Origin of the sequence: Lysinibacillus sp. Bpr_S20 (genome assembly GCF_023337835.1) — a bacterium.
Taxonomy (GTDB): Bacteria; Bacillota; Bacilli; order Bacillales_A; family Planococcaceae; genus Lysinibacillus.
This window is the reverse complement of the sequence record NZ_JALNLQ010000007.1, coordinates 1-25973: the sequence shown is the minus strand read 5'-3', so window position 1 is coordinate 25973 and position 25973 is coordinate 1. Positions and strand designations below refer to the sequence as shown.

The 25973-nt window shown below is 38.0% G+C and carries 22 protein-coding genes; 12 read left to right on the top strand and 10 right to left on the bottom strand.

All coding sequences use genetic code 11. The features are described from left to right. Positions 1-3 precede the first annotated feature (3 nt). The 4 genes from MWJ95_RS16755 to MWJ95_RS16740 are packed head-to-tail and all read right to left on the bottom strand — an operon-like array spanning position 4 to position 4648. Positions 4-1491 carry a Na+/H+ antiporter subunit D gene (locus MWJ95_RS16755; protein ID WP_283175769.1) on the bottom strand — a complete coding sequence of 496 codons (1488 nt, stop codon included), beginning with the start codon at positions 1489-1491 and terminating at the stop codon, positions 4-6. Then, a complete protein-coding gene (locus tag MWJ95_RS16750) occupies positions 1484-1825 on the bottom strand; it encodes a Na(+)/H(+) antiporter subunit C (RefSeq protein ID WP_249106769.1) in 342 nt (113 codons plus the stop codon). The genes MWJ95_RS16755 and MWJ95_RS16750 overlap by 8 nt, the downstream gene beginning before the upstream one ends. After that, on the bottom strand, positions 1825-2247 hold the full coding sequence (locus tag MWJ95_RS16745; protein WP_249075124.1) for a Na(+)/H(+) antiporter subunit B: 423 nt from the start codon (positions 2245-2247) through the stop codon (positions 1825-1827). The genes MWJ95_RS16750 and MWJ95_RS16745 overlap by 1 nt, the downstream gene beginning before the upstream one ends. Then, positions 2234-4648 carry a Na+/H+ antiporter subunit A gene (locus MWJ95_RS16740; RefSeq protein WP_283164754.1) on the bottom strand — a complete coding sequence of 805 codons (2415 nt, stop codon included), beginning with the start codon at positions 4646-4648 and terminating at the stop codon, positions 2234-2236. The genes MWJ95_RS16745 and MWJ95_RS16740 overlap by 14 nt, the downstream gene beginning before the upstream one ends. 153 nt (positions 4649-4801) lie before the next feature. On the opposite strand from MWJ95_RS16740, the gene MWJ95_RS16735 reads away from it, so the two are divergent. After that, positions 4802-5365, top strand: coding sequence for a DUF5366 family protein (locus MWJ95_RS16735; RefSeq protein ID WP_249075125.1), 564 nt, complete (start codon positions 4802-4804; stop codon positions 5363-5365). 178 nt (positions 5366-5543) lie between these two features. Here the strand turns inward: MWJ95_RS16735 and MWJ95_RS16730 are convergent, their stop codons facing one another. Next, entirely contained in the window at positions 5544-7394 is a 1851-nt protein-coding gene (locus MWJ95_RS16730; protein WP_249075126.1) for a transglycosylase domain-containing protein, read from the bottom strand. Positions 7395-8216: 822 nt separating this feature from the next. Here MWJ95_RS16730 and MWJ95_RS16725 point away from each other — a divergent pair. Together MWJ95_RS16725 and MWJ95_RS16720 are read left to right on the top strand one after the other, a co-directional pair. Further along, positions 8217-8804 (top strand): peptidylprolyl isomerase, encoded by a 588-nt coding sequence (locus tag MWJ95_RS16725; protein WP_283164896.1) that lies wholly within the window; start codon positions 8217-8219, stop codon positions 8802-8804. A gap of 22 nt (positions 8805-8826) precedes the next feature. Further along, positions 8827-9039, top strand: coding sequence for a hypothetical protein (locus tag MWJ95_RS16720; protein WP_249076328.1), 213 nt, complete (start codon positions 8827-8829; stop codon positions 9037-9039). A gap of 311 nt (positions 9040-9350) precedes the next feature. Here the strand turns inward: MWJ95_RS16720 and MWJ95_RS16715 are convergent, their stop codons facing one another. Then, positions 9351-10523 (bottom strand): MalY/PatB family protein, encoded by a 1173-nt coding sequence (locus MWJ95_RS16715; protein ID WP_249106768.1) that lies wholly within the window; start codon positions 10521-10523, stop codon positions 9351-9353. Between the two features lie 72 nt (positions 10524-10595). Between MWJ95_RS16715 and MWJ95_RS16710 the strand changes: the two genes are divergently transcribed. Then, positions 10596-10856: a DUF1871 family protein gene (locus tag MWJ95_RS16710; protein ID WP_132361698.1), complete on the top strand. Its 261-nt coding sequence runs from the start codon at positions 10596-10598 to the stop codon at positions 10854-10856. 119 nt (positions 10857-10975) lie between these two features. Here the strand turns inward: MWJ95_RS16710 and MWJ95_RS16705 are convergent, their stop codons facing one another. Further along, on the bottom strand, positions 10976-12316 hold the full coding sequence (locus tag MWJ95_RS16705; protein WP_249106767.1) for a sodium-dependent transporter: 1341 nt from the start codon (positions 12314-12316) through the stop codon (positions 10976-10978). A gap of 227 nt (positions 12317-12543) precedes the next feature. Here MWJ95_RS16705 and MWJ95_RS16700 point away from each other — a divergent pair, with 227 nt between their 5' ends. From MWJ95_RS16700 to yugI, 3 genes are all read left to right on the top strand, one after another. Then, positions 12544-13092 carry an RNA polymerase sigma factor gene (locus MWJ95_RS16700; protein ID WP_249106766.1) on the top strand — a complete coding sequence of 183 codons (549 nt, stop codon included), beginning with the start codon at positions 12544-12546 and terminating at the stop codon, positions 13090-13092. Beyond that, the gene (locus tag MWJ95_RS16695) at positions 13085-14725 is read left to right on the top strand and encodes a hypothetical protein (RefSeq protein ID WP_249076333.1); all 1641 of its coding nucleotides are present in this window, start codon (positions 13085-13087) and stop codon (positions 14723-14725) included. Before MWJ95_RS16700 ends, MWJ95_RS16695 begins: the two co-directional genes overlap by 8 nt. Positions 14726-14810: 85 nt before the next feature. After that, entirely contained in the window at positions 14811-15188 is a 378-nt protein-coding gene (gene yugI / locus MWJ95_RS16690) for a S1 domain-containing post-transcriptional regulator GSP13 (RefSeq protein ID WP_249076334.1), read from the top strand. A 221-nt stretch (positions 15189-15409) separates the two neighbouring features. Here yugI and MWJ95_RS16685 read toward each other — a convergent pair whose 3' ends face one another. Continuing rightward, positions 15410-16717 carry an AAA-type ATPase lid domain-containing protein gene (locus tag MWJ95_RS16685; protein ID WP_249076335.1) on the bottom strand — a complete coding sequence of 436 codons (1308 nt, stop codon included), beginning with the start codon at positions 16715-16717 and terminating at the stop codon, positions 15410-15412. Between the two features lie 146 nt (positions 16718-16863). Here MWJ95_RS16685 and pruA point away from each other — a divergent pair, with 146 nt between their 5' ends. The 4 genes from pruA (at position 16864) to MWJ95_RS16665 (ending at position 22670) form a co-directional block, all read left to right on the top strand. Continuing rightward, positions 16864-18408 (top strand): L-glutamate gamma-semialdehyde dehydrogenase, encoded by a 1545-nt coding sequence (gene pruA / locus MWJ95_RS16680; RefSeq protein WP_249076336.1) that lies wholly within the window; start codon positions 16864-16866, stop codon positions 18406-18408. Between the two features lie 313 nt (positions 18409-18721). Then, positions 18722-19915: an ornithine--oxo-acid transaminase gene (locus tag MWJ95_RS16675; RefSeq protein ID WP_249106765.1), complete on the top strand. Its 1194-nt coding sequence runs from the start codon at positions 18722-18724 to the stop codon at positions 19913-19915. Positions 19916-19997: 82 nt separating this feature from the next. Continuing rightward, complete coding sequence (locus tag MWJ95_RS16670) at positions 19998-21242, top strand: Glu/Leu/Phe/Val family dehydrogenase (RefSeq protein ID WP_249076338.1); 1245 nt, start codon at positions 19998-20000, stop codon at positions 21240-21242. A gap of 264 nt (positions 21243-21506) precedes the next feature. After that, complete coding sequence (locus MWJ95_RS16665; protein WP_249106764.1) at positions 21507-22670, top strand: iron-containing alcohol dehydrogenase; 1164 nt, start codon at positions 21507-21509, stop codon at positions 22668-22670. Positions 22671-22760: 90 nt separating this feature from the next. Here MWJ95_RS16665 and MWJ95_RS16660 read toward each other — a convergent pair whose 3' ends face one another. Both MWJ95_RS16660 and MWJ95_RS16655 read right to left on the bottom strand, forming a co-directional pair. After that, a complete protein-coding gene (locus MWJ95_RS16660; RefSeq protein ID WP_249076340.1) occupies positions 22761-23756 on the bottom strand; it encodes a cation diffusion facilitator family transporter in 996 nt (331 codons plus the stop codon). 15 nt (positions 23757-23771) lie between these two features. Further along, positions 23772-24488, bottom strand: coding sequence for an MgtC/SapB family protein (locus MWJ95_RS16655; protein ID WP_249106763.1), 717 nt, complete (start codon positions 24486-24488; stop codon positions 23772-23774). A 253-nt stretch (positions 24489-24741) separates the two neighbouring features. Here MWJ95_RS16655 and MWJ95_RS16650 point away from each other — a divergent pair, with 253 nt between their 5' ends. Then, the gene (locus MWJ95_RS16650) at positions 24742-25641 is read left to right on the top strand and encodes a DMT family transporter (protein WP_249076342.1); all 900 of its coding nucleotides are present in this window, start codon (positions 24742-24744) and stop codon (positions 25639-25641) included. The last annotated feature ends 332 nt before the right edge of the window (positions 25642-25973 follow it).

Sequence of the window (25973 nt, the reverse complement as noted above, 5' to 3'; positions counted from 1 at the left end):
TCTCTAATCCCCCTTCATTACAGCATCTATATAAATAGATGGATCACTTAATAGTTTTGCTGCATCGTCCATAAATGGTGTAATCCATTCGGACCCTACACCGTACGCTACAGTGATGAGCACTAAAAGAACGGTAGGCACAAATAGTGTATTGTAGACTTTTTTATCGACAGTACCTGTGGTTTCTTTTTCTTCACCCCAAAAGGCATAAAGGAAAATACGAATAACCGATAATAAAACGAGAAGTGACGAAGCTAAAATAAAAATACTGCTCCATTTACTGCCAGCTTCAAATCCTCCCTGTACAATCAACAGTTTTCCAACGAAGCCACTAAGTGGGGGAATCCCTGCTAAACCAAATGCTGCAATTAAATAACACCAACCTAGAGCAGGGTATTTATGCATAAGCCCGCCCATTTTCCGTAAATCAGATGTGCCCGTAATGTAGATGACTATACCTATTAACATAAAGAGCGCTGCTTTTATAAGCATGTCATGAATTAAATAGAACATAGCACCTTTTAGGGAGATTTCATTCATTTGAGATACACCGAATAAAATAACCCCTACAGCAATAACAATATTGTATATAATGATAAGCTTCACATCATGGTAAGCAAGTGCACCAATACAGCCCGCAATAATTGTTGCAATTGCTAATGCCATTAGTAAATCATGTGTATACGATAAATCATGAACAAAGAACAATGTATATGTTCTAGTAATCGCATAAATGCCAACCTTTGTTAGCAGTGCACCGAATAGCGTTAGCACTGGAATCGGGGCTGCTGCATAAGAAGTTGGAAGCCAGAAGTATAGCGGGAAAATAGCTGCTTTTAATCCAAATACCATTAAAAATAGTACGGCTATAACTGTAACAATACCTGGCTGATTAATGTCAGCAATTTTTACTGCAATATCTGCCATGTTTAATGTTCCAACTACAGAGTAAAGAAAGGCAACTGTAATTACAAATAAAGCAGATGAAATAACATTGATTAGAATATATTTAATGGAACCTTTAAGCTGTCCTTTTTCGCCCCCGAGAACGATGAGCAAATAAGAGGCCATTAATAATACCTCGAAGAACACGAAAAGGTTAAAAATATCGCCTGTCGTAAATGCCCCGTTAACCCCAGTTAAAATAAACATAATCCCAGGATAATAGAAGAAGCGTTCACGTTCCTTCGTGATGGAACCGAAGCCATACCAAACAACAAAGAGGGTGATAAGCAAAGTTGTTGTGACAAGCAGTGCCGACACCATATCGGAAACCATTGTAATGCCATACGGCACAGGCCAATTACCGAATGTCACTTTTTGAATCCCATCATTTTTCACCTTTATAAGCAGTGAAATGGCTGAGATAAGTGCGAGCCCAATACCGAGTAATGCGAATGAACGCTGGTATTTTAAGTTTTTTTGCCCAAACATTAAAATCATACCGAAGAAAAACGGAATGATAATTGGTAGTAGAAGGAAGTTATTCATCCTCATCACTTCCTCTCATTAAGCTTATATCATCTGTCTCGAGTTCCTGATAAGAACGGTAAGCAAGAACGAGGAAGAAAGCTGTTACACCAAAACTAATAACAATCGCTGTTAAAATAAGCGCCTGTGGTAATGGGTCTGCAAAAGTTTTAGCCCCTTCCTTTAAAACAGGCGGTGCCTCTCCACCAAGCCCGCCCATCGTTAAAATAAGAAGATGAGCACCATGACTTAACAGGCCAGTCCCGATAATAATACGCAATAAGCTTTTCGATAAAATTAAATAAACCGCTGCCATAAACAGAAAGCCTATGACAAATGCCATCAATATTTCCATTATTCATCCTCCCCAATCGTTTGAATAATGGTCATCGTAACGCCGACAACAACCAAATAGACACCGCTATCAAAAAGCATAGCCGTGTGTAATGACTGTTTGCCTAGAAGCGGTAAATCGAAATAATCAAAGAAATGAGTGAAAAACGGTTTACCTACAAACATTGGGAAAGCGGCAGTTGCAAGGGCTAGTAGTAAGCCAATTGCCGTTAAATACGTATAATTTATTGGTAAAACCTTACGAACCGTATTTAAATCAAAGGCAAGGACTAAGAGTACGATAGCACTCGATGTCAAAAGTCCACCAACAAAACCGCCTCCAGGTGTGTAATGACCAGCAAGAAAAATATGAATGGAGAAGAAGAAAATAATGAAGAATACAATTTTTGCTGTAAATTGTATAATTACATCATTTGTTTTCATGCGATTTCTCCTTTCTATTCATGCGTAGCTTTATCATTGCTAAAATGGCCATTCCAGCAATACCTAGCACTGTAATTTCAAATAATGTATCAAAGCCACGGTAGTCTACTAAGATCACATTGACAATATTTCCACCGCCAGCTTTTGTATAAACTGTTTCCTCATAATATTTTGAAATAGTTGGAATCAATTTTTGCGAATGTGCAGACAATGCTAAAAGTGTAACCATAACACCGACTGTAACGGAAACAATCGCACGATTTAATTGGAATCTCATGCGCTCTTCTCGTTTTCCGAGCTTAGGCAGATGATAAAACGCAAGTAAAAATAGGGCTACAGAAATTGTTTCAATAACAAGCTGTGTTAATGCTAAATCAGGAGCATTAAAGATTACGAAGAATAATGCTACTGTGTAGCCCACAGCACCAAGGCCTATAATAGCTGTTAAACGAGACTTTGCTAAAATCGTAATGGCCGTTCCAATGACCAACACTACAACTAAAATGATTTCGTAAGGACGAATAGGTGCAGTGTCTTGGAAGGAAACTGTAAAAGCTTTCTTTACAAATAAAGAACCGATGACAATCGCTGCAATGCTACTAAACATATATAGCAGGTAGTGGCGCATAGAGCCCGTCATATAAAGACGTGATACCCGATTTAATCCAACATCTAGTCCCAGCATAATCTTGTCGTAAGCATTATTTAACGTTAAAGCTCGAGGGAATTTTTGATAAATGCCCTGCCATTTTGGTAATGCTACAAACAATAAAACCCCAACAATTACTATGCCAACTGTCATGAGTAATTCAGGTGTAATTTCACCATGCCAAGCAGCCACATGAATATCAATATCCTTGGGTGAATCGTATAAGAATGGCTGAATAGCCTGTACTGCTGGCTTTACAAAAGTGTCCCCAACTAGGTTAGGAATAAAGAATATGGTTACGACCAATGCTGCTAAAATCATCGGTGAAATTAGCATGCCAATCGGTGCCTCATGTGGTTTATGAGGTAATTTTTCCGGTTTATATTTACCTGTAAATGTTCTGAAAACAAAATAGAAGCTATAGACAAATGTAAATATACTAGCAATCCAAGCAACAATCGGGAAGAGTGCTCCCCATGTATCAAAACCGAAAAATTCAAAATTTTGCAGTGCAAGCATTGCAGTTAAAAACATTTCCTTACTTAAAAAGCCGTTAAATGGCGGAAGACCAGCCATTGATAAGCTTCCAATAGCTGCAACTGTAAAGCTAAGCGGCATAATACTCATTAAGCCACCGAGCTTGCGAATATCACGTGTACCTGTTTCATGATCGACAATTCCTGCAATCATGAATAGGCTGCCCTTAAAAGTTGCATGGTTGATCAGATGGAAAATCGCCGCAAAGGCAGCAAATTTAATAGTATCTGTTGCGCCATTACTATGAAATGCTAAAGCACTAGCGCCGAGCAATGACATAATAAGTCCAAGCTGACTCACAGTAGAGAAAGCAAGAATTCCTTTTAAATCTGTTTGTTTTACTGCAAAGAATGAACCCCAGAATAGCGTTACGATACCTACGCCTGTAACGAGCCATACCCAAAGCTCAGAAACAGCGAAAATTGGTGTGAACCGTGCAACTAAATAAATACCTGCCTTTACCATTGTTGCAGAGTGAAGGTATGCACTAACGGGTGTTGGCGCTTCCATTGCATCTGGTAACCAAATGTAGAATGGGAATTGTGCAGATTTCGTAAATGCTCCTAAAAGTATTAAAACGAGCGACCAAGTGAACAGCGGATGCTGCACTAAATTAGGTGCCATTGGAATAAGTTCACGGATTGAATACGTTCCTCCCATTATATAGAGAAGGATAAATCCTCCTAACATCATTAAGCCGCCACCGACTGTAATCATCATTGACTTAAGTGCACCAAAGCGAGAGGCATCACGGTTATACCAGTAACCGATCAGTAAAAATGATGAAATAGATGTTAGCTCCCAAAAGAAGTACAGCGTAATTAAATGATCTGACTGTACTACTCCTAGCATTGCGGTCATAAATAATAATAAGTAAACATAAAAATTATGTAATTTTTCTTTATGTTTGTCTAAGTAAAAAATAGAGTAAAGCACGACCAATGAGCCAATTCCAGTAATGAGTAATGAGAAAAGCAAGCTAAGTCCATCTAAATAAGAAACGATGGATATATCAAGCGACGGAATCCAAGGAAGCTCCTCAAGAAATACTTTACCATCTGCTACTTTTCCGATATATGATGCATAAATAATCGCGAGTGTAGCAGGTACTGCAAGAACAAACCAGCCTGTGTGAATATTTTTAATGCTTTTATATAAAAATGGCACAAATATTGCAGCAAGCATTGGAATGAAAATATAAAGTACTTGTAACAAAAAAATCCTCCTTTATGCAGGTAAGTATGTTAATTATAACGCACTTTTAGTATGAATGCATATGCACTCATATTATTTAGCTTGCGATAGTGGAAGAATTTTGGATATATTATAAATAGGAAGTTATCAATTCAAATAGAGGAAAAATTTTTTATGAGAAACCCTTATATTTATGGTTATTTACCATTAATTACAATTTTATTGTTTAGTTTGACATTTGGAATGTATGCAGTAAGTGAATCTTTGCAAGTTTTCCATGCAATCGGTGTGTATTCCGGCATGCGTGAGTTTTTATCCGATTTCGAGCTACGTGTATTTTTGCTAATTGTCTTTGCTGTTATCTTTTTTATGCTATTTTCAGCATTAAAATTAGTAGGAGAAACTATTCATGAGCTAGGAATGTTATTTTTCTCAAAGGATCATGATGGTGCGACAGTTCATCAAGCACGAGGCGGATACATCATTTTATTGGTGGGGGCAATATGTTCAGCTTTTGCTATTCAGTTTATTTACGTTTTAGTAGGTATTTTTGTCTTAACCGTTTTTATCTACTTTATTTATCTGATCTATAAAATGAGTCATTATATGTCGATGGGTGGAACGATCGGCTTACTAGTATTTGAGCTTTTTATGTGGACGCTATTATTATCGCTATTAGTTTATGTTGTTTTAAAATTGTATAATGGCATTTTGGCAAGTTTACCGTTTGCTCATTAAAAGTTCGGGCTACAGTAAATTACATAATAACGTTAAACAATAAAAGGAGCAGCCCTGGAGTGATAAATTTCACTCAGGGCTGCTTCTTTTTTCATTTCTTTCAGCAAGTCTCCAGCCTCTAGCTTTCGCACATGCAAAAAACAAAAGCATGAAGTCGATTCTGCAGAGTCATTGATCTTTATTCTAGTAAAACATTAAAGAGCTTATGATGAATCTTATAAGACTCTAAACTTTCCATAGATTGTGGCCTATCGAAGCCAAGCCAAACTGCTGCAGTGTAGTCATCGTTTAATCCAGCAAGCCAGTAGTCGCGATAGTTGTTAGTTGTTCCTGTTTTGGCCCCGACATAATTACTTCTACTATAAACGCCTTGCCCTGTACCTTTGGTAACAACATCTGTAAGCATTGAACGTATATACTTGACCGTTTTCGGTGACCAAATTTGATCGCGTGCTGAATCCCAACTGTAAAGCTCCGTGCCATCAGCTGCTGTCACTTTACGGATGCTATGGGCCAGTACGTATGAGCCGTCAATAAAACTTGTGTAGGCGTCTGCTAGCTCAAGTGCTGTTACACCATACGTCAATCCTCCCAAAGAGGTAGCATAATTATGGTCTTTTGCCACGATGGAGCGGAAATGAAAGCGATCTAAGTAACTAAAGGCTGTGTCCACTCCGACTGTATTAAAGAGACGGAGAGCCGATGTATTGTAGCTATATCGAAATGCTACTCGAATTGGTACATCACCGTATTTAAAGCCCCCATAGTTTTCTGGACAAAATGAACCGACACAATAACTACCACCACTGACGATAGAATCGGGTGTATGTGCTGTCGTTTCAAAGAAAGGAGCATATACCACTAGCGGCTTAAAGGCAGAGCCTGGTTGACGCGTACCTTGAAAGGCACGATGATATCCGAACTTTTCATAGTTTTTCCCGGCATAAAGACTAACAACTTCACGGGTTGTATTATCAATAACTGCTCCAGCGGCTTGTAATTTACCTGAGCCTAGGATGGCAGTCATTTTTTTCTCATCATGTGCTTGTTTGTCCGGATTCAGCGCAGTATGAATCGTTAATCCATTTTGAAATAATGTATTGAGTCGTTTGTCTAGCTGCGCCTTAATTTTTTTCTTTTCTTCGTCGCTTTGTGTATTTGCAAGTCGATCTGAATAGCCTTCTTTTTCTGCAACTAACCATCTAAGCTCTTGTAGGACGTAAGTGCTGTACATAGGGTAGCTTTGTGCTTTATTCTTTACATTTAATGTTATCGTTTCAGCTTTATATGTAATGGCATCTTCTTTTGTTATAGCGCCACTCGCTGCAAGTGTATCTAGTAACCGCTCCTGCCTCGCTTTTGTTTTATCAAAGTTTTTTAAAGGATTATAAAGTGAAGGGTTATTTGGAATAGCCGCAATAAATGCAATTTCAGCTATAGATAGTTCTTGGAGTGGTTTTTGAAAATAATATGTAGCCGCTCCACCGATTCCATAAACTTGATTGCTAAAATAGGCTTCATTCAGATACATCGTTAAAATCGTGTCTTTATCAAATTCTTTCTCAAGCTCATAGGAGTAAAAAATCTCTGTTAATTTCCGTTCATATGTTTTTTCATCAGATAAATAGCGCATACGAACGAGCTGCTGTGTAATGGTGCTAGCACCTTGAGAAGCTGAATTTGTGTTTGAGTTAGCAACAACTGCACGGATGATAGCACTAAGGTCAAAGCCGATATGCTCATAAAAATGAGCGTCCTCACTAGCGATAAAAATTTCCTGGGCAATTTTTGGGACTTCCTGTAATGTTAGAGGATGCCGCCATTCGACATATTCTTCGCTAAATGTTCTGCCGTTTCGGTCAATAAGAGTTACTGGAAGTTGTGGCTGTACTTCCGGTAGATGAATAGCACTTGCAATTTGCTCCTCATGTGCTTGTGCCGCATTAATTTCTGTCCTAATATTTGTACTAATCCACCAAAGGACAGGCAAGGATAGTAAAATGATAAAAAAACCAAAAGCCTTTTTCATGTGTGCCTCCACTCTAAATATGAGTCACTCAACAGAATAACATAATTTGGATAGTTTCCAAATACTCGTTCAGACCTATTTGCAATTTATCAAAAATCTCGGATAGCAGTATTAGCAACTCTTAACAGTTTCAATACTATAGTAAATTTCCCCGTGAAGTTGACTCATCACAAAAAAATAGGATGTATTTGCTAAAAAGTATGATATGTTTATAAGTTGATTGGAGTGGAGACTGGGCGACTCCTTGGGGATTAGCGATAGGGGAACGAAGGCTAAAACCATCACATCCTGTGATAACGCCTTCGTGACCAACCTCGGTGCTGTTGCTGTCGCTACGCTTTCGCACAAACAAAACCCTCTGCTGCCGCTACGTTAGCACTACGCTTTCGCGCAAAAAACATCTGTTGGCCCGAGACCCTGGAGCGAGCAACGCGAGTGAAGCGGGAAGGGAACGAAGGCTAAAGGCATCACGTCCTGTGATAACGCCTTCGTGACCAACATCGTGTTGCCCCGACGCCCCCAGGAAGCTCTGCTCTGCGCGAAAGCGAAGCGTCAGCGGCAATGTTTTATCTGTGCGAAAGCGAAGCGACAGCAACAAATGTTTTCTGTAGCGAAAGCAAAGCGGCAGCTACAAAGCGCCCAGTCGGAACGGAAATCAACCCCACGTTATGGTGATAAGCTAAAAAAATAAAAGTGCAAAAAATCGTCAATACTTTGGTGAAGAAAACCAGTAAGAAGTATGTTAGACTAAAATGAGGTCGGAAATGATATTACTATCATTTTCATTGAAACTGAAATTTTACATTTAAAGGAGAGACTTCAATGTTTCCACAATTAACAACAGAAGTACTAGAAGGCGAAGTACTTGTAGAAATGAAAACAACATTAGGTGCCATCAAAATTAAATTATTCCCAGAGCATGCACCAAAAACTGTTGAAAACTTCTTAGGTCATGCAAAATCTGGATACTATGACGGCATCATTTTCCACCGTGTAATCCAAGACTTTATGATTCAAGGTGGGGACCCAACTGGTACAGGTATGGGCGGTGAATCAATTTGGGGTAACTCTTTCGAGGATGAGTTCTCTGATAAAGTATTTAATCTTCGCGGTGCTCTTTCAATGGCAAATGCGGGTCCAAACACAAATGGTTCACAATTCTTTATCGTACAAATGAAGCACCTTCCAAGTGATATGCTTCGTCAATTACAAGGTGCTGGCTTCCCTGAAGAAATTATTGAAGCCTATGCTAAAAATGGCGGTACTCCTTGGTTAGACCATAAACATACAGTATTTGGTCATGTTGTTGAAGGAATGGACATCGTCGACAAAATTGCAGATGTAGAAAAAGACATGCGTGATAAACCACTAGAAGATGTGAAAATCGAGTCAATTACAGTTTTTGAATAATAATTGTAAGGACGTGTAAAACATGAAACATTTAATGTATCAATTTTTATATTTCCCTGAAGATAAATCAGGCTATATTCCTGCAGCGTTTGAATTTTTGTTAATGCTTATTTTATGTATTGTTGTGTTTACCGTTTTCCGTAAGATTTCTAAGAAACAAGAAATGAAATCAAAGGAAATTGAAGCACGTATTCTTTCAGAGAAAAATAATACAAACAATCAGCAAAATATTTAACTTCTTTCAGCTTGATGTTCTAAAGCCTACTGAAATTAGAGGAACTCGCCACGTCCTAAGTTCGCGACTGAGTGACCAACGTCATGCCGCTTTCGCGCAAAAAACATCTAGTGGCCCAAAGCTTCCGGACGCAATTATCCCGAGGCGTAATTGATTGTACCCGATGCCCCGTAGCCGTTAAGGACTGCGGGGCATCATACTTTTTCATGACTCCTATGCCAAAATTATTTGTCACCATGTGACATTTTTCTAAACAAAAAAAGGATACCTCAGAAAAATTTGAGGTATCCTTCACTATTTACTTCTACTTCCTATCGTTGAAGTGCTTGCTTAAAGCGCTGAACACCGTCTTTCACTGTTTCAAGTGAGCAAGCAACATTCATACGCAGGAAGCCACGTCCTTCTTCGCCATATTTTGATCCTGGCTCTAATGCTAGCTTGCCGTCTTCTAGCAAGCGGTTCATGATTTCTTTTTCATCAAGCCCTAATTCCCGATAATCAATCCAAAGCAAATAAGAGCCTTGGGGTTTTGGAATACGGATACCAGGTAATTGTTCTAATTCAGCAATCACATAGTCCATAGTGTTTGAAAGATAAGTGAGCATTTCATCTAACCATGGAGCCCCTTCAGTATAAGCAGCCTGAAGTGCAACAGAAGCAAAGGTATTTAATGAGCCTTGTCCACTAGCCATATGAACAGCTTCTAGCAACATACGCTTTTTTTCATCCGACACAATCATATAGGCAACCTGAATACCTGCAAGATTAAATGTTTTTGTCGGTGCCATACATGTAATAATACGATCCATTTCATCACCAGCGATTTTTGCTAATGGAGTATGTTTTGATCCATCTACCATTAAATCAGAATGAATTTCATCGGAAATAATAACTACATCATATTTTGCGCATAGTCGTACGATTTCCTTTAATGTAGCTTCATCCCATACATAGCCTCCAGGGTTATGTGGATTACATAATATATAGGCTTTCACATTTTGAGAAAGTGCTCGTTCAAAGGCCTCAAAGTCATAGACAAAAGTTCCATCTTTTTCTACTAAGGGACAACTAACAATCTCTCGGCCATTACTTTTTGGGATGTTATAAAATGGTGGGTAGACAGGTGAGGAAATAAGCACTTTATCTCCTGGATTTGTCAGTGCCTTCATACAATCCGCTAAAGCAGCAACGACACCGTTACAGAAAACAATCGATTCTTTGTCAATGTGCCAATCATGATGAGCGTTCTGCCAATCTACGATCGCCTGCATAGCTGCATCACTAACAAAGCTATAGCCAAAAACAGTCTTTTCAGCATGCTCTTGTAGCGCTTTTGATACGGCTAGTGGAGCAGCGAAATCCATATCGGCTACCCACATTGGTAGTATGTCTGAAGCATCTTGTAGCCCGTAGACGTTTTCCATTGCGTCCCATTTTACAGAGTTTGTACAACGACGTTTAATAGTTTGATCGAAAATAGACAAGCAAATCACTCTTTTCTTTTTTATTTACTATGGTATCATACGAGTATGATAAAAGGATAATAGGTGAGTATTTTGGAAAATATAAAAATGAATCAAGCAGCCGTACGTCTGCTAGAGGAGTGGGATCCATTCCACTTAGGTCCAGATCATTATGATACTGAAACCGCAGATGTTGTAGCAGCATTGCAAGGTATTGATGATCCATCTACTCTTGCAAAGGTTATTCAAGAAACATATGAGCATTCGTTTGAAGAATGGATTCCATTTGAAGATTGTGTAGCCATTTCTTACAAACTTATTGCGATAAAATTCGAAGCAAAATGCATTATTTAACTTCTTTTAGGGAGTGTCCAAACATCCTTGAAAGGGGTTATGAGTGATGCTTTTGTTTTTCTATAGAAAACGAGGTTGTCTTTTTCAATATTGAGACAACCTCGTTTTTTAACGGTCTTTTATTTAAACAACGGTAAAATCCCTTGGATGAAAATAATTAGGATCGCAATCGGAGAAACATAACGAATTAACATATACCAAATATTGAACATCAGACTAGAAGAGGCAAGCTCTTTGCGGGAAATGTTTTTTGTATAATAATAGCCTGCGAATATAGAAATCAGTAAGGCCCCAATTGGCATACCAATACTATTCGTCAAAAAGTCTACAAAGTCGAAAATAGAGCGATCTAAAATTTTTACATCAGATAGGATGCCGTATGATAGTGCACTAGGGATACCGACGATAAAAATAATCATACCGCCAATCCAAGCAGCTTTTTTTCGCTTTTCAGGCTTATCTCCAATTGCGATAGCCACGACAATTTCTAACATGGAAATGGAAGAAGTAACTGTTGCAAATAGTAATAATACGAAGAAAATCATTAAGAACAGTCCACCGAGAGGTAATTGCTCAAAAACAGCAGGTAAAATAATAAATACGAGGCCAGGACCTTGGTCGGGTGTATAGCCAAGTGCGAACACTGCAGGAAAAATTACTAGACCTGCAAGTAAGGAAATAATGATATTCATCGATGCCACATTGATGGCTGAATTTCCGATCTTCTCTGATTTCGGTAAATAGGAAGCGTATGTAATCATTACCGCGATCCCGACGCTTAACGAGAAGAATGCTTGTCCAAGCGCATTTAAAAATGTCTTTGCATTTAAATAGGACCAATCAGGGACGAACATAAATTTTATGCCTTCCATTGCACCGTCCAATGTTAAAGAGCGTATCACTAATACGATGAAGAAGATGAATAATAGAGGCATCATCCATGTACTAGCTTTTTCAATCCCACCTTTAACACCTGCTGATACAATCACTACCGTTAACAACATAAATAACCCTTGAACAAGCAGAGCTTCAAATGGGCTTGAAATGATGTTGCTAAATAAATCCGCATAATTAGCATTTGAGCCAGAACCATTGAGATGGAATGTTAGGGCTCGGCCCAAGTAGCTTAAAATCCAACCACCAACAACACTGTAGAACGAAAGTATTAAACCTGCAATTATCATGCCGCCCCATCCTATAAAGTACCAAGGCTTTCCTGGCGCTTGTTCCTTGAATGAAGTGACAGCATCCTTTTGCCCACGACGACCAATCATAAATTCTGCAATTAACACCGGTAAACCGATGAAAAATGTACATAGGATGAATAGTAAAATAAAGACACTTCCGCCGTTAGTACCCGCCATGTAAGGAAACTTCCAAATAGCTCCTAACCCTATAGCACTTCCAGCGGCAGCTAAAATAAATCCAATCTTAGTTGTAAATTGATCTCTCGAAGACACGAAAATAAATCCTCCTTATGCTAAAGCTTTATTTTACCGCAAAATTCTCGTAACACAAGCTAAATTAAGTTCGTCCATCATGCAGAGGTAGGACTAATAGCGAAATATATAATTGAACCGACGAAGTGGCAAATCTCACTAGCTAAAGTACATGAATTTTTAATAATAAGTAAAATATGTAACAATTGGAAAGGATGATTCGTTACATATGCAAAGGGGGGATGACTGTGACAGAAACTGAATTAATAGAACGGGCTCAGCAAGGAGACAAAGATGCCTATATAGAGCTGATCCGAATACACCAACGAACAGTTGAAAAATTTGCCTTTCAATGTGGTGTTCATAGTAATGATTTAGCAGATGTTTCACAGGAGGTGTTTGTGAAACTCTATCGTTTTTTACATCAATTTAAGCAGGATCGTTTTACGACTTGGCTCTATAAGATCACATTGAATGCAACGCGTGATTATTATCGCAAAGAACAGCGGGAGCAAGTTAAAGAAGAAAGGTTAAGTGCTCAGCAACAAACGCCCTCAACTTCGGCAGAAAAGTATGTCCTTAATTTTGAGGAGGATAGACTTTTACATAATGCAATTAAAGAACTTGATGAAAAATATCGTTATCCTCTTATATTATTTTACTTCCATGAATTAAAGTACGAGGAGATAGCCGAAGTACTAAATATTTCGTTATCCACTGTCAAAGTTCGTCTATTACGTGCAAAGGAAAAGCTCAAATCGGTGTTAATAAAGGAGGGGAGTGTTGAAAATGGATGATCAACAATTTGAAAAGCGTATGGAGCTTCTAAAAAAATCCTATGATCGCATGGAGCCACAGTTAAATCCAGAAACCGTTTTCGCACAAATCGAGGCAGAAGATGCAACACAACAAGCACAAGAAACTGTAACGACTCAAAAGCCTCCCTCAAAATGGCAAAAGCCAGCCGTCTGGATTGCATGTATTGCAAGTGTACTTTTAGTAGGTGTTCTTGTTTCGTCGTATGTGATTAATCCATCGACAGTTGTTCAAACAGCTGAAAAAAACCAAGAAATTAAATATGACGAATGGGTTTCAAACTTTACAAAAAAATATCAAGAAAAACGTGAGAAAATGCGTAAAGAGCTCGACATTCCTGAGAAGGAGTTTAGTGAAATCGTTCAAAGTACAGATAACGAAGTGTACGCATTACCTAAAAGAAAAGAGTTGTTTCAAGATATACAGAACAGTAATAATGACTTTTTAAAAAGTTTAGAAAAAGAAACATTGGATAAACTACGAACGCCACGAGAGTTCATACAACTTCTAGAAACTTACGGAGATCATATGTCATTTGAAGAATCTTATTACTTTTATAGTGGATATTCTCTCTCAACATTAGAGTTAGCAAGCTATTATTCTAGTAAGCTTGCTAAGTTTGAAAAAGTATTAGCTCAAAAACCCAAAAGCCTTCCTCCAGACTTAGATAAATTAATGGCTACAGCTAAAAGTCAATATTTTGAATTACAATATAATGGACAGAGCTTTAGTTTTCGACCCAATCCTGTATTCGGGGAAGACGCGCCTGACTATATTGACCGCCTTCACCCAAATGTATTAGGCTATTTTAAATACTTGGCTACAGGCTCATTGCTTGTTGGTGGAGATTTACTCTATTCTGTAGAGGATTCTGCAACTATTCTACGTCTCTATGAAAAAACACTTATAGCGGATAATCCTTCTGAGTATGGTGGTTTTAACGTAATAAAGGGAGAGTTTGAAAATACGTGGCTTGCTATTTTTAAAGGATCTGACACCAACCCAATTCGTACAAAAACGGGACAATTCAAACCTGAATATATAGAGTTGTTAACGAAAATTTCGAATGGTGGATATGGTGAAGCTGTGCGCGAAACAGCCCAATTAATACTAGGTGAAATAAAGTTAAACGGACACTCCAAAACGCTAGAACAGTTAACGACAGACGATATTTGGATGGGAATATTACTTTTACGAGAAGATACATTTATGCAGACAGAGGATGGAACAACTAGTATAGAGATTAATGAAGGTTGGATTGAGCAAACTAAATCTCTTTACGACGCGTATGTTAAAACGAAGAATGATGCTATGATCGAGACATTAAATCCGATTAATATCGTTAGTTTATTTTTATATGCTCATGGTATTGGTGATCGTGATATCGCTCAGAAACTTTTAACTGATGACTTGGATATAAATACAGTTGTTCAATTTGCTGGGATGGGAGATTTTAAAGCTCTTCATGAAATGGGAGGTTCGTCGCTTAATATAAGAGCAACTGTAAAAAGTGAGGAGCAGGGGGTAATTGGACAGCAATTATCCTTTAAACTAACTACTGTAAAAACAGAAAATGGTGAACAACATTACCTAATAAGTGCGATTAACGAATAAGGAGATTTTTTGCCCCACTAATACACGTATGTTATAATTTGTGGTGATATATACGTAGCAAACAAAAAGAAAGTGGGCAAAGTTTATGGGAAAAAAATATGAATTAGGGGACGTGTTGACCGGAAAAGTTACAGGTATACAGCCGTATGGTGCATTTGTTGCGCTTGATGAAGATACACAAGGCCTTGTGCATATTTCCGAAATTACGTACGGCTTTGTAAAAGACGTTAGTGAATTTTTGTCAGTTGGGCAAGAGGTAGAAGTGAAGATACTTGAAATCGATGAAGATGCCGAAAAAATTAGTTTATCGATTCGTGCTTTGCAGGAACGCCCAGCTACATTGCGTAAAAAAGATGTACTACCACGTAAATCATTGCAGGACCGTGTAGATGAATCGGATGCGAATGGTTTTAATTCCCTAAAAGATAAATTACAGGACTGGATCGAGCAGTCAGGGCAATAAAGTCAAACTTTAATCAGTGGGGGCTTTATCTCCCCCCTGATTATTAGTCTTCACCAATCGGACTTTTCCAGTACTTAACTACTTTTTAGGTGGGAGTCTTGTACCTGACGTTCCGCTTTCGGTACAGATAAATGATTGCCTGATATTGAGGGATAAAAAACGAGGATGCTTTCAAATGTGAAAGTATCCTCGTTTTTTTGTATTAAATTTTAGCTAGAAAGTTATTGGTTTTTTATTTTTCGAATTCGATACTGTAGGTTTTGACGACTCATGCCAAGTGCATTAGCGGCCTTTGTAATATTGCCTTCATATAAATTTAAGACGTTTTGCACATAATATGATTCGGCTTCACGTAAATAAGCATCGAGCGGCATAACATCATTCTGTTGCTGGAACATAAAGAATTCCGGTTCGTGGTTGGATGTGTCTTGCTGTTGTACCTTGAAACGGAAATGCATTGGTAGTAAATCTGAGGTAACTGTTGATTCAATGGTCATAAACGACACAATTTCATCAAGTAATAGCTCAAGCTCCTTTAAGTTTCCTGGCCAATCATATTGCAAAAATAGATCCTGTACATCAGGTGCTAGTTCTGCAACATTTGAAGCAAAACGTTCTCGATGGCGACCAAAGTAATCATCTACGAATGGAAGAATATCTTCTTTTCGATCTGTTAGATTTGGAATGGTAATCGCCATTGTAGCAAAGAAATAATACAGTGATTTTGAAAGTTTCTTTTCCTCGATCAATGTAATAGGATCGCTTCCTACACTCCCGATGAGCATGTATTTAGACTGTGGAAGAGCTTGTAATACCTCTAAAAGTTGCTCTTGAATGTCTAGACTTAAAAAATCAATACGTTCAAAGAAAAAAGTGTATGCCTTGTCATCCTGTAAGTGCTCCTGTAATTTATCTAAAACCGATGGAGCAGAGCGACGGCTCACTAGCGTAACAAAAGCTTCTGGATCAGTCGATACTGCATGATGCATCCCCTCTGCGACTAAATCCTTCCCTGTACCCGATTCACCAATTAATAATATTGGTAACTTCACAGCTGCTGCTTTTTTGGCATTTGCGAGTACTTGTTGCATCGATTCGGAAACAGCTGTAATCATATCGAATGTTAAAGGTTCATCATATCGACGAAGGGGCTGATAAACTAGTTTTTCGAGTGATGTAATGTCCCGAGCAAATTCGATAGCCCCAATAAGTTTACCTTCAACATAAAGTGGAAAAGTATCATTAATAGTTGTAATTTCATGACCATTTTTATTCCAATATGTTTGTTTTACATTAATCTCCTTTTTGCCCGTTTGTAATACTCGCATTAAAGTACTTTCATGCTGGCGGAAGGAAAACATTTCAATAATAGAGCGATCTGCTAATTCATCAAAATGAAACCCTTCAATTTCTTTCATCTTCGTATTATAAATAATTGTTTTGCCAGAAAGATCTACAGCATGAATACCAACAGTTACATTTGTTGCAATAAACTCATAAAAAGGGAGTAAGGGTTCGGAATTTTTCATAAAATTTGCTCCTCAAAGAATTTTTTACTTGAAATATGCAACGAAATTTTGCATTATAATAAGTGTAAGAATATTCTAAACGCAAAGATATTTTGCGTCAATGTTTTTTGCGCACTTAAAACACATCTCACGAGGGAGGATATAGTATGATTTCATACAAACACGAACCATTCACAGATTTTACTCAAGAGGCAAATTACAACGCATATTTAGAAGCATTAAATAAAGTAGAAAGTTATTTAGGTCAAGACTACCCACTGATTATCGGTGGAGAACGTATTACTACAGAAGATAAAATCGTTTCATATAATCCGGCAAAGAAAACAGAAGTAATTGGTCGCGTATCAAAAGCAAACAAAGAGCTAGCTGAAAAAGCAATGCAAGCTGCAGATGAAACATTCAAAACTTGGAAAAAAGTAGATCCAGCTATTCGAGCAGACGTATTATTCAAAGCAGCGGCAATTATCCGCCGTCGTAAACACGAATTCTCTGCACTTTTAACAAAAGAAGCAGGTAAACCGTGGGCTGAAGCGGATGCAGATACTGCAGAAGCAATTGATTTCTTAGAATACTATGGTCGTCAAATGTTACGTATTAAAGAAGGTCAACCTGTAGAAAGCCGTCCTGGTGAATATAATCGTTATGACTATATCCCACTAGGTATTGGTATTGTTATTTCACCATGGAACTTCCCATTCGCGATTATGGCAGGGACAACGGTTGCAGCTTTAGTAACAGGTAACACTGTATTATTAAAACCAGCTTCAACAACACCTGTAGTTGCTTATAAATTTATCGAAGTGTTAGAGCAAGCGGGTCTTCCAGCAGGTGCTGTGAACTTCGTACCAGGTTCAGGCGCAGAAGTAGGTGACTACTTAGTTGATCATCCAAAAACACGCTTCATCAGCTTCACTGGTTCTCGTGATGTAGGTTTACGTATTAACCAACGTGCATCAGTATTAAATGATGGTCAAATTTGGATTAAACGTGTTATCGCTGAAATGGGCGGTAAAGATACAATCGTTGTCGATAAAGAAGCAGATTTAGAGCTTGCAGCACAATCAATCGTGAAATCAGCATTCGGCTTCTCAGGTCAAAAATGTTCAGCATGTTCTCGTGCGGTTATCGTAGAGGATGTTTATGACACAGTTGTGAACCGTGTAGTGGAACTGACAAACGCATTAACAATTGGTGATCCAACAGACTTCAGTAACTTCATGGCAACAGTAATTGACCAAGCGGCATTCAACAAAATTACAGAGTACATCGAAATTGGTAAAGGCGAAGGTCGTCTTGTTGCTGGTGGTACAGCGGATGATTCAGTTGGTTACTTCGTTCAACCAACAGTATTTGCAGACGTAGATCCTTCTGCACGTATTATGAAAGAAGAAATTTTTGGACCAGTTGTAGCGATTACAAAAGCGAAAGACTTCGATCAAGCAATTGATATTGCAAACGATACTGAATACGGTTTAACAGGGGCAGTTATTACAAATAATCGTATGAATTTAGAAAAAGCACGTGAAGATTTCCATGTAGGTAACTTATACTTCAACCGTGGCTGTACTGGTGCAATCGTAGGTTACCAACCATTCGGCGGCTTTAATATGTCAGGTACAGATTCAAAAGCAGGTGGCCCTGACTACCTACAACTTCACATGCAAGCAAAAACAACTTCTGAAATGCTATAACTTTATTCGGTTGACTGAAGAAATAATATTTCCGAACGCTATATAAGAGAATCTGCGAGACTCCTCCTGGGAAAGTGAGTCCAGCAAGAACCGCAGACGCTATGTCGAGGCGGCTTACCTAGGAGTAGTACGCAGATTCTCGCTTTTTATAGTCAGAAAATGCTGAATTATCCTATTAGATTTTTCTTCTTTCGGCAAAATAACGTAAGTGAAACGGCAGTTACAGAAGTAGATTATGCAAAGGCTAATTGATTTATAGAAAAATAGAGTCTTCCAGAGATTTATCATCATGAAAGTAAGGAGAGAATACTATATGACAAAAACAAATCAAGTTATTGAACAAACTCAAAATTTTGGTGCTGCAAACTATCATCCGCTACCAATCGTTATTTCAGAGGCTGAGGGTGCTTGGGTAAAAGATCCAGAAGGTAACAAATACTTAGATATGCTATCAGCTTACTCTGCTGTGAATCAGGGACATCGTCATCCAAAAATTATCGCTGCATTAAAAGAACAAGCTGATAAAGTAACATTAACTTCACGTGCGTTTTATAGCGAAAACCTTGGTGAATGGTATGAGCTAGTTGGGAAATTAACAAATAAACAAATGGTATTACCGATGAATACAGGTGCGGAAGCGGTAGAAACTGCATTTAAAGCAGCTCGCCGTTGGGCTTATGATGTAAAAGGTGTAGAAGGTGGCAAGGCTGAAATCATTGCATGTAATGGTAACTTCCATGGTCGTACAATGCTTGCTGTATCTTTATCATCTGACGAAGAATATCGTCGTGGCTTCGGTCCAATGTTACCGAATGTTAAGTTAGTAGATTACGGTAACCTAGAAGCTTTAAAAGCTGCCATTACGCCAAACACAGCAGCGTTTTTAATTGAACCAATTCAAGGTGAAGCGGGTATCGTTATTCCATCTGAAGGCTTCTTAAAAGCCGCTCGCGAGCTATGTCGTGAAAACAATGTTCTATTTATTGCAGATGAAATCCAAGCTGGTTTAGCACGTACAGGTAAAATGTTCGCATGTGATTGGGAAGAAGTAGAGCCTGATATGTACATTTTAGGGAAAGCTTTAGGCGGCGGTGTATTCCCAATTTCTTGTGTAGCTGCAAATCGTGAAATCTTAGGTGTATTCAATCCAGGATCACACGGTTCAACTTTCGGAGGAAATCCGTTAGCATGTGCTGTATCTATTGCTTCAATTAAAGTATTACTAGATGAAAAATTAGCAGAGCGTTCACATCAACTTGGTGAATACTTTAAAGGGAAATTACAAGAAATTAATAACCCAGTTATTAAAGAGGTTCGTGGTCGAGGTTTATTTATCGGTATGGAATTAACTGAGGCAGCACGCCCTTATTGTGAAAAGCTTAAAGAATTAGGCTTATTATGTAAAGAAACACATGATACAGTCATTCGATTTGCGCCACCACTTGTTATTTCACAAGAAGATTTAGATTGGTCAATCGAGCAAATTGAAAAAGTTTTTACACTTTAACAAAATGTTCACATTTTAATTCGGAAGTATGTTACAATGATGCCGATATACTATCATTATAAAAACAAAGAGGCGATTTAATATGTCTGAAAACTTAAATCTATTCACATCAACTCAAGATGTCATTCAAGAGGCTCTAAATAGACTTGGCTATGACGAAGCAATGTATGAATTATTAAAAGAACCGCTTCGCATGCTACAAGTTCGCATTCCAGTGAAAATGGATGATGGTACAACAAAAGTATTTACTGGTTACCGTGCACAACACAATGATGCTGTAGGACCAACTAAAGGTGGGGTACGTTTCCATCCAGCAGTATCTGAGGAAGAAGTTAAAGCGCTTTCAATGTGGATGACATTGAAATGTGGTATCGTGGATCTACCTTATGGCGGTGGTAAAGGCGGTGTCATCTGTGACCCTCGTCAAATGTCTATGGATGAAATCGAACGATTAAGCCGTGGATATGTGCGTGCAGTTAGTCAAATTGTAGGACCAACAAAAGATATTCCTGCTCCAGACGTATTTACGAATGCACAAATTATGGCTTGGATGATGGATGAATACAGCCGTATGGACGAATTCAACTCACCAGGTTTCATCACAGGTAAGCCACTAGTGCTTGGTGGTTCACAAGGCCGTGACCGTGCAACTGCACAAGGTGTAACAATCGTTATCCAAGAAGCAGCGAAAAAACGCGGCATTGATATTAAAGGTGCACGTGTTGTTATTCAAGGCTTTGGTAACGCAGGTAGCTTCCTTGCGAAATTCATGCATGATTTAGGTGCAAAAGTAATCGGTATTTCAGATGCTTATGGTGCACTTCATGATCCTGAAGGTTTAGATATCGACTATTTATTAGATCGTCGTGATAGCTTCGGTACTGTAACAACATTATTTGAAAACACAATTTCAAACAAAGAATTATTAGAACTTGATTGTGATATTCTAGTGCCAGCTGCTATTGAAAACCAAATTACTGCTGACAATGCAAACAACATTAAAGCAAACATTGTAGTAGAAGCAGCAAACGGTCCAACAACTGCAGAAGCAACTAGAATTTTAACTGATCGTGGCATTTTACTTGTACCAGACGTATTAGCATCTGCTGGTGGTGTAACAGTTTCTTACTTCGAATGGGTACAAAATAACCAAGGTTATTACTGGACAGAAGAAGAAGTGGAAGAACGTCTATACAAAAAAATGGTTGATGCATTTGAAAACGTTTATACAACAGCGACAACACGTAACATCAACATGCGTTTAGCAGCTTATATGGTAGGTGTTCGCCGCACTGCAGAAGCTTCACGCTTCCGTGGATGGGTTTAACTTCTTTCGCCTGAAAGAAGGTAAAGTTTCCGGCAGATGTCACGGTTCTTGGTGAAAACATAAAGCTGATTCCGGACTATGCCAGGCATAATCGATTCAATAGATATAACATGTAAAGCGAGTCATTCCTATTAAATGGGGTGACTCGTTTTAATATGTAAAATTAAGGTGTCCTATTCAATAAAGTTTGGCTCTTCGGTAAAACGTTTAGTTGATTTCCGTTTCCTAAATATGAGAAAATCCAACTAGAAAGGGGCGAATTGAATGGATTCGTTTACATTTTATAACCCAGTGAAGTTACACTTTGGTGAAGATGCACTGGAAAAGCTTTCGAATGAGTTATCTTTGCATGGTAAAAAGGTGTTAGTTGTATACGGTGGCGGTAGCATTAAGAAAAATGGTGTATACAATGCTGTTATCGAGAAGTTACAAGATGCGGATAAAACAATATTTGAACTAAGCGGTGTTGAGCCGAATCCACGTGTGGAAACAGCAAGACTTGGTATCGATCTTTGTAAAAAGGAAGGAATTGATCTCGTTCTAGCTGTTGGTGGCGGTTCTGTCATTGATTGTTCTAAGTTAATAGTCGCTGGCGCAAAATATGATGGTGATGCTTGGGATATTGTAAAGCGTAAAGTAGTTGTGCAGCAAGCTTTACCGCTTGGGACGGTATTAACGCTAGCTGCAACAGGTTCTGAAATGAACTCAGGTTCTGTCATTACAAATGCTGCGACAGAAGAAAAACTAAGCTGGGGTAGCCCTGCCGTATTCCCGGAATTCTCGATTTTAAATCCGGCGTATACAGTGACAGTACCAAAAAATCATACAGTTTACGGTATTGTTGATATGATGTCTCATGTAATTGAACAATATTTTCATAGTACAACGAATACACCGATTACAGATGAAATGTGTGAAGGTGTATTACGAACAGTTATTACTACAGCACCTAAATTGATTGAACATTCGGATAATATAAAGTTACGTGAAACCATTTTATTAGCCGGAACAATTGGGTTAAATGGATTCTTATCAATTGGCTCGCGCGGTGATTGGGCGTCACATAATATTGAACACGCTGTTTCAGCAGTATACGATATTCCGCACGCAGGAGGTCTAGCAATATTACAACCACATTGGATGCGCCTGTGTGTTCCCGTAAATCCAGATCGTTTTGCAGGCATTGCAACACGCGTTTTCGGTGTTGACGCTACCGGAAAATCGCCAGAAGAGGTTGCGGTCGAGGGGATTAATCGTTTATCGGCATTTTGGACTTCGCTAGGAGCTCCAAGTCGTCTTGCGGACTATGAAATTGATGATTCAAAATTCCAGCAAATTGTAGAACACGCCATGCAAAATGGACCCTTTGGAAACTTCAAAAAATTACAGGAAGAAGATGTGCGAACGATTTTGCAAAATTCACTTTAAACGTGAACAGAGTCATCGAGTCTTGATATAAAAAATAGCCAACTGCCTGAAATACGGCAATTGGCTATTTTTCTTATTTAGACAATAATGTTATTGTTTGAATTCTGTGTTCTCCGGTCTTTCACCAATATGGACCCAATCTAGCTTTCCATCATCCTCATCAAATAAAATGGCCACCTTTGATACGCCCTTCTGGCATAAGATGACCTCTGTTAAATGGTCACGTACATCATCTAGAAAAGCGAGTGATAGGTTGGGGTCAGCCTCGGCAACTAATTCCACATGTAAAAATTCACCCTCTTTAATGACCTCTAAACGCACAATATCCTTAATGTTTGGGTCATCCATAACAAGATGAGCAATATGATTTAGCATTTCTTCGTCTGTTTCACCAATAACTCCTCGTGCATTATCAAGGAAAACTTTTGCTACTACATAGAACATCATAAAGCCGATAATCATTGAAACAAGTCCTTCAATTCTTGTCCAGCCTGTGAAATATGCGATTAAAATAGCAGCAGAGGCTAAGACATTACCTCCTGTAGCAACTAAGTCTTCCATAAATACTAATTTTGTTGCTGGTTTTGCGCGGTTTAAATAAGGAAAAGCCTTAGGGATAGCTGTTATGATGCTTGCTTTTTCCTGTCCAGCTTCGTGTAGTATTTCAACTGCGGCTTTCGCAAGAACAGACCCTTCTAAAACAATACCGATAAATAATACACCGAGTGCTATGAGCATCCCTTTAGATTCTCCAGCAGGATGCATAAAATGATGCCAGCCTTCTTTAACAGTTTCATAAGAAAGAATTGCCACAATAATAACTGCAAAAAGACAAACTAAATTTACAGTTCGGCCGAAACCTCCGGGAAATTGTTTTGTTGGTGCTTTTTTCGAAAGGGCTGATCCGATATAAACGAATAATTGGTTTGCTGCATCCCCAAGAGAGTGCATCATTTCTGCGAACATAGCAACATTACCTGTAAAGAAGAAGGCAACACCCTTAATAATTCCTAAAAAAGCGTTAACGGCAGCTGCCATCAGGGAAGGTTTGTTTCCATTCTTTAATAGTTTAAAAATTTCTGTCACGAAAGAATCCTCCAACTAGTTTAAAATTTCCATTTCAATCTTTTCTATATAAGGTAGTGCTCGTAACGAACGATAAAATGACAGTAAGTTATCGGAAACTATTAATGATAAACGTAAATCTAATTCGTGAAAAATATGATCATCATTTGGATCATCTTGAATACGTATGTTTTCAATAATAATATTGTTTTCCTTCAAAAATTGTAAAAAGAATTCACTATTTTCATCATCGTTAATCTGAACCTTCAATGATATCTCTCGCATACGAATTCTTTTTGGTCCTATTTTCATTAAAAACGGCGATAAAACCTCAATTCCAAAGACAATGATAATCACAGCTAATGTAGCGTCTATATAGAAGCCTGCACCAACTGCAATTCCTATCCCGGCAGCTCCCCAAATCATTGCTGCGGTTGTTAAACCTGAGATACTATCATTCCCACGTCTTAAAATAACGCCTGCTCCAAGAAATCCAATTCCGCTAACGATTTGGGCAGCCAAACGTAGAGGGTCCATAGTAATGTTAATATCTGACCTTGGGGGTGTTGAGTAGGCGGTTTCAATTGAAATCACAGTTAATAAACAGCTAAAGGTAGCAATAACCAAGCTCGTTTTTAATCCTACAGGTTTCTTTTTTAATTCTCTTTCAATGCCGATTACTAAACTTAATGTGGCCGCAATTACTAATTTTATGCCAACTTCATATGTAATCAAATTTTCAAAGGTTTCCATACGTAACCCTCCAAGATACTTCGTATTGCTAAGAGATATGCAAGGTGTCATTATTATATGTACATTACTTTTTTGTATTGTACATCACGATAGTCAAAAAGTAGAAGTATTTTTATTTTTTTAGTAAATGTTTTCTGTAGGGAAAGCGAAGGAACAACAATACGTTGGCACAAAGCTTCCGGCGGATATTACGGAATTGGCAAGGAATCCTTTGTGTATGAAACGGAGCAAAATTGATTGGAGGTTAGATTAAATGGAGAAACCAAGAATTCATCCATACATTCCTATTTTTATTGGTGTTATTTCTGTATCCCTATCTGCCATATTTGTGAAATTAGCAAGTGCAGAAGCAGGGGTTATTGCGTTTTATCGTATGTTGTTTTCGGTGTTAATAATGGCTCCTCTGTTTTTTTGGAAATACACAAACGAGATAAAAGAATTAAGGACACGTGATTGGCTATTTTCTTCAGTAGCAGGCATATTTTTAGCTTTCCATTTTATTTTGTGGTTTGAATCGCTCAATTACACTTCTGTAGCAAGTTCTACAGTTTTGGTTACACTACAGCCATTGTTTGCATTTGTAGGTACATATTTTTTCTTTAAAGAGACAATTACGATGAAAACCATATTTGCAGGAGCGATTGCTATTGTCGGTAGTATTTTAATTAGTTGGGGAGATTTTAAACTTAGCGGCACTGCATTTTATGGAGACGTGCTTGCTCTTGTTGCATGTGTACTCGTAACAGCTTACTTTTTATTTGGACAAGATGTAAGGAAAAGATTATCTTTAGTGACATATACGATGATTGTTTATACTGTTAGTACAATTACATTATTTATCTATGTTCTTATTAATGGGGAATCGTTCGGTCCTTATTCTACTATGGACTGGATTTGGTTTATTCTATTAGCGATCGTTCCTAATTTATTTGGACATACTCTATTTAATTGGTCTATTAAATACGTTAGTACAAATGTAGTCTCCATTGCGATATTATTTGAACCGATCGGAGCGGCTGTTTTAGCTTTTTTCATTTTTAAAGAGTATTTAATAGCCACGCAAATTATTGGGGGATTAATTGTTATAGTAGGAATTCTCTTGTTTGTAGTCGATGAAAAAAAGATTTTTAAACTTTTTTCGAAAAAAGCTTGATTTTTAAATTGATATATTATATATTATTACTTGTCCTTAACAAGAAGGACGACTTGAAAAAAGATTTTAAAAAAGATTTTTAAAAAAGATTTTAAAAAAAGATTTTTAAAAAAGTTGTTGACTTCTTGTTGAATACAAGTTATGATAATAAAGTCGCTGAAAACAAAAGCGAAAACATGAACCTTGAAAACTGAACAAGCAAAACGTAATCAATAAAATTTTTGGTAGCTAACCTTGAGTTAGTGAACAAAACACAATTTTGGACATCAAACATGATGCCAGCAAAACAATTTGAGCTAATCAAATTTCTTTTTATGGAGAGTTTGATCCTG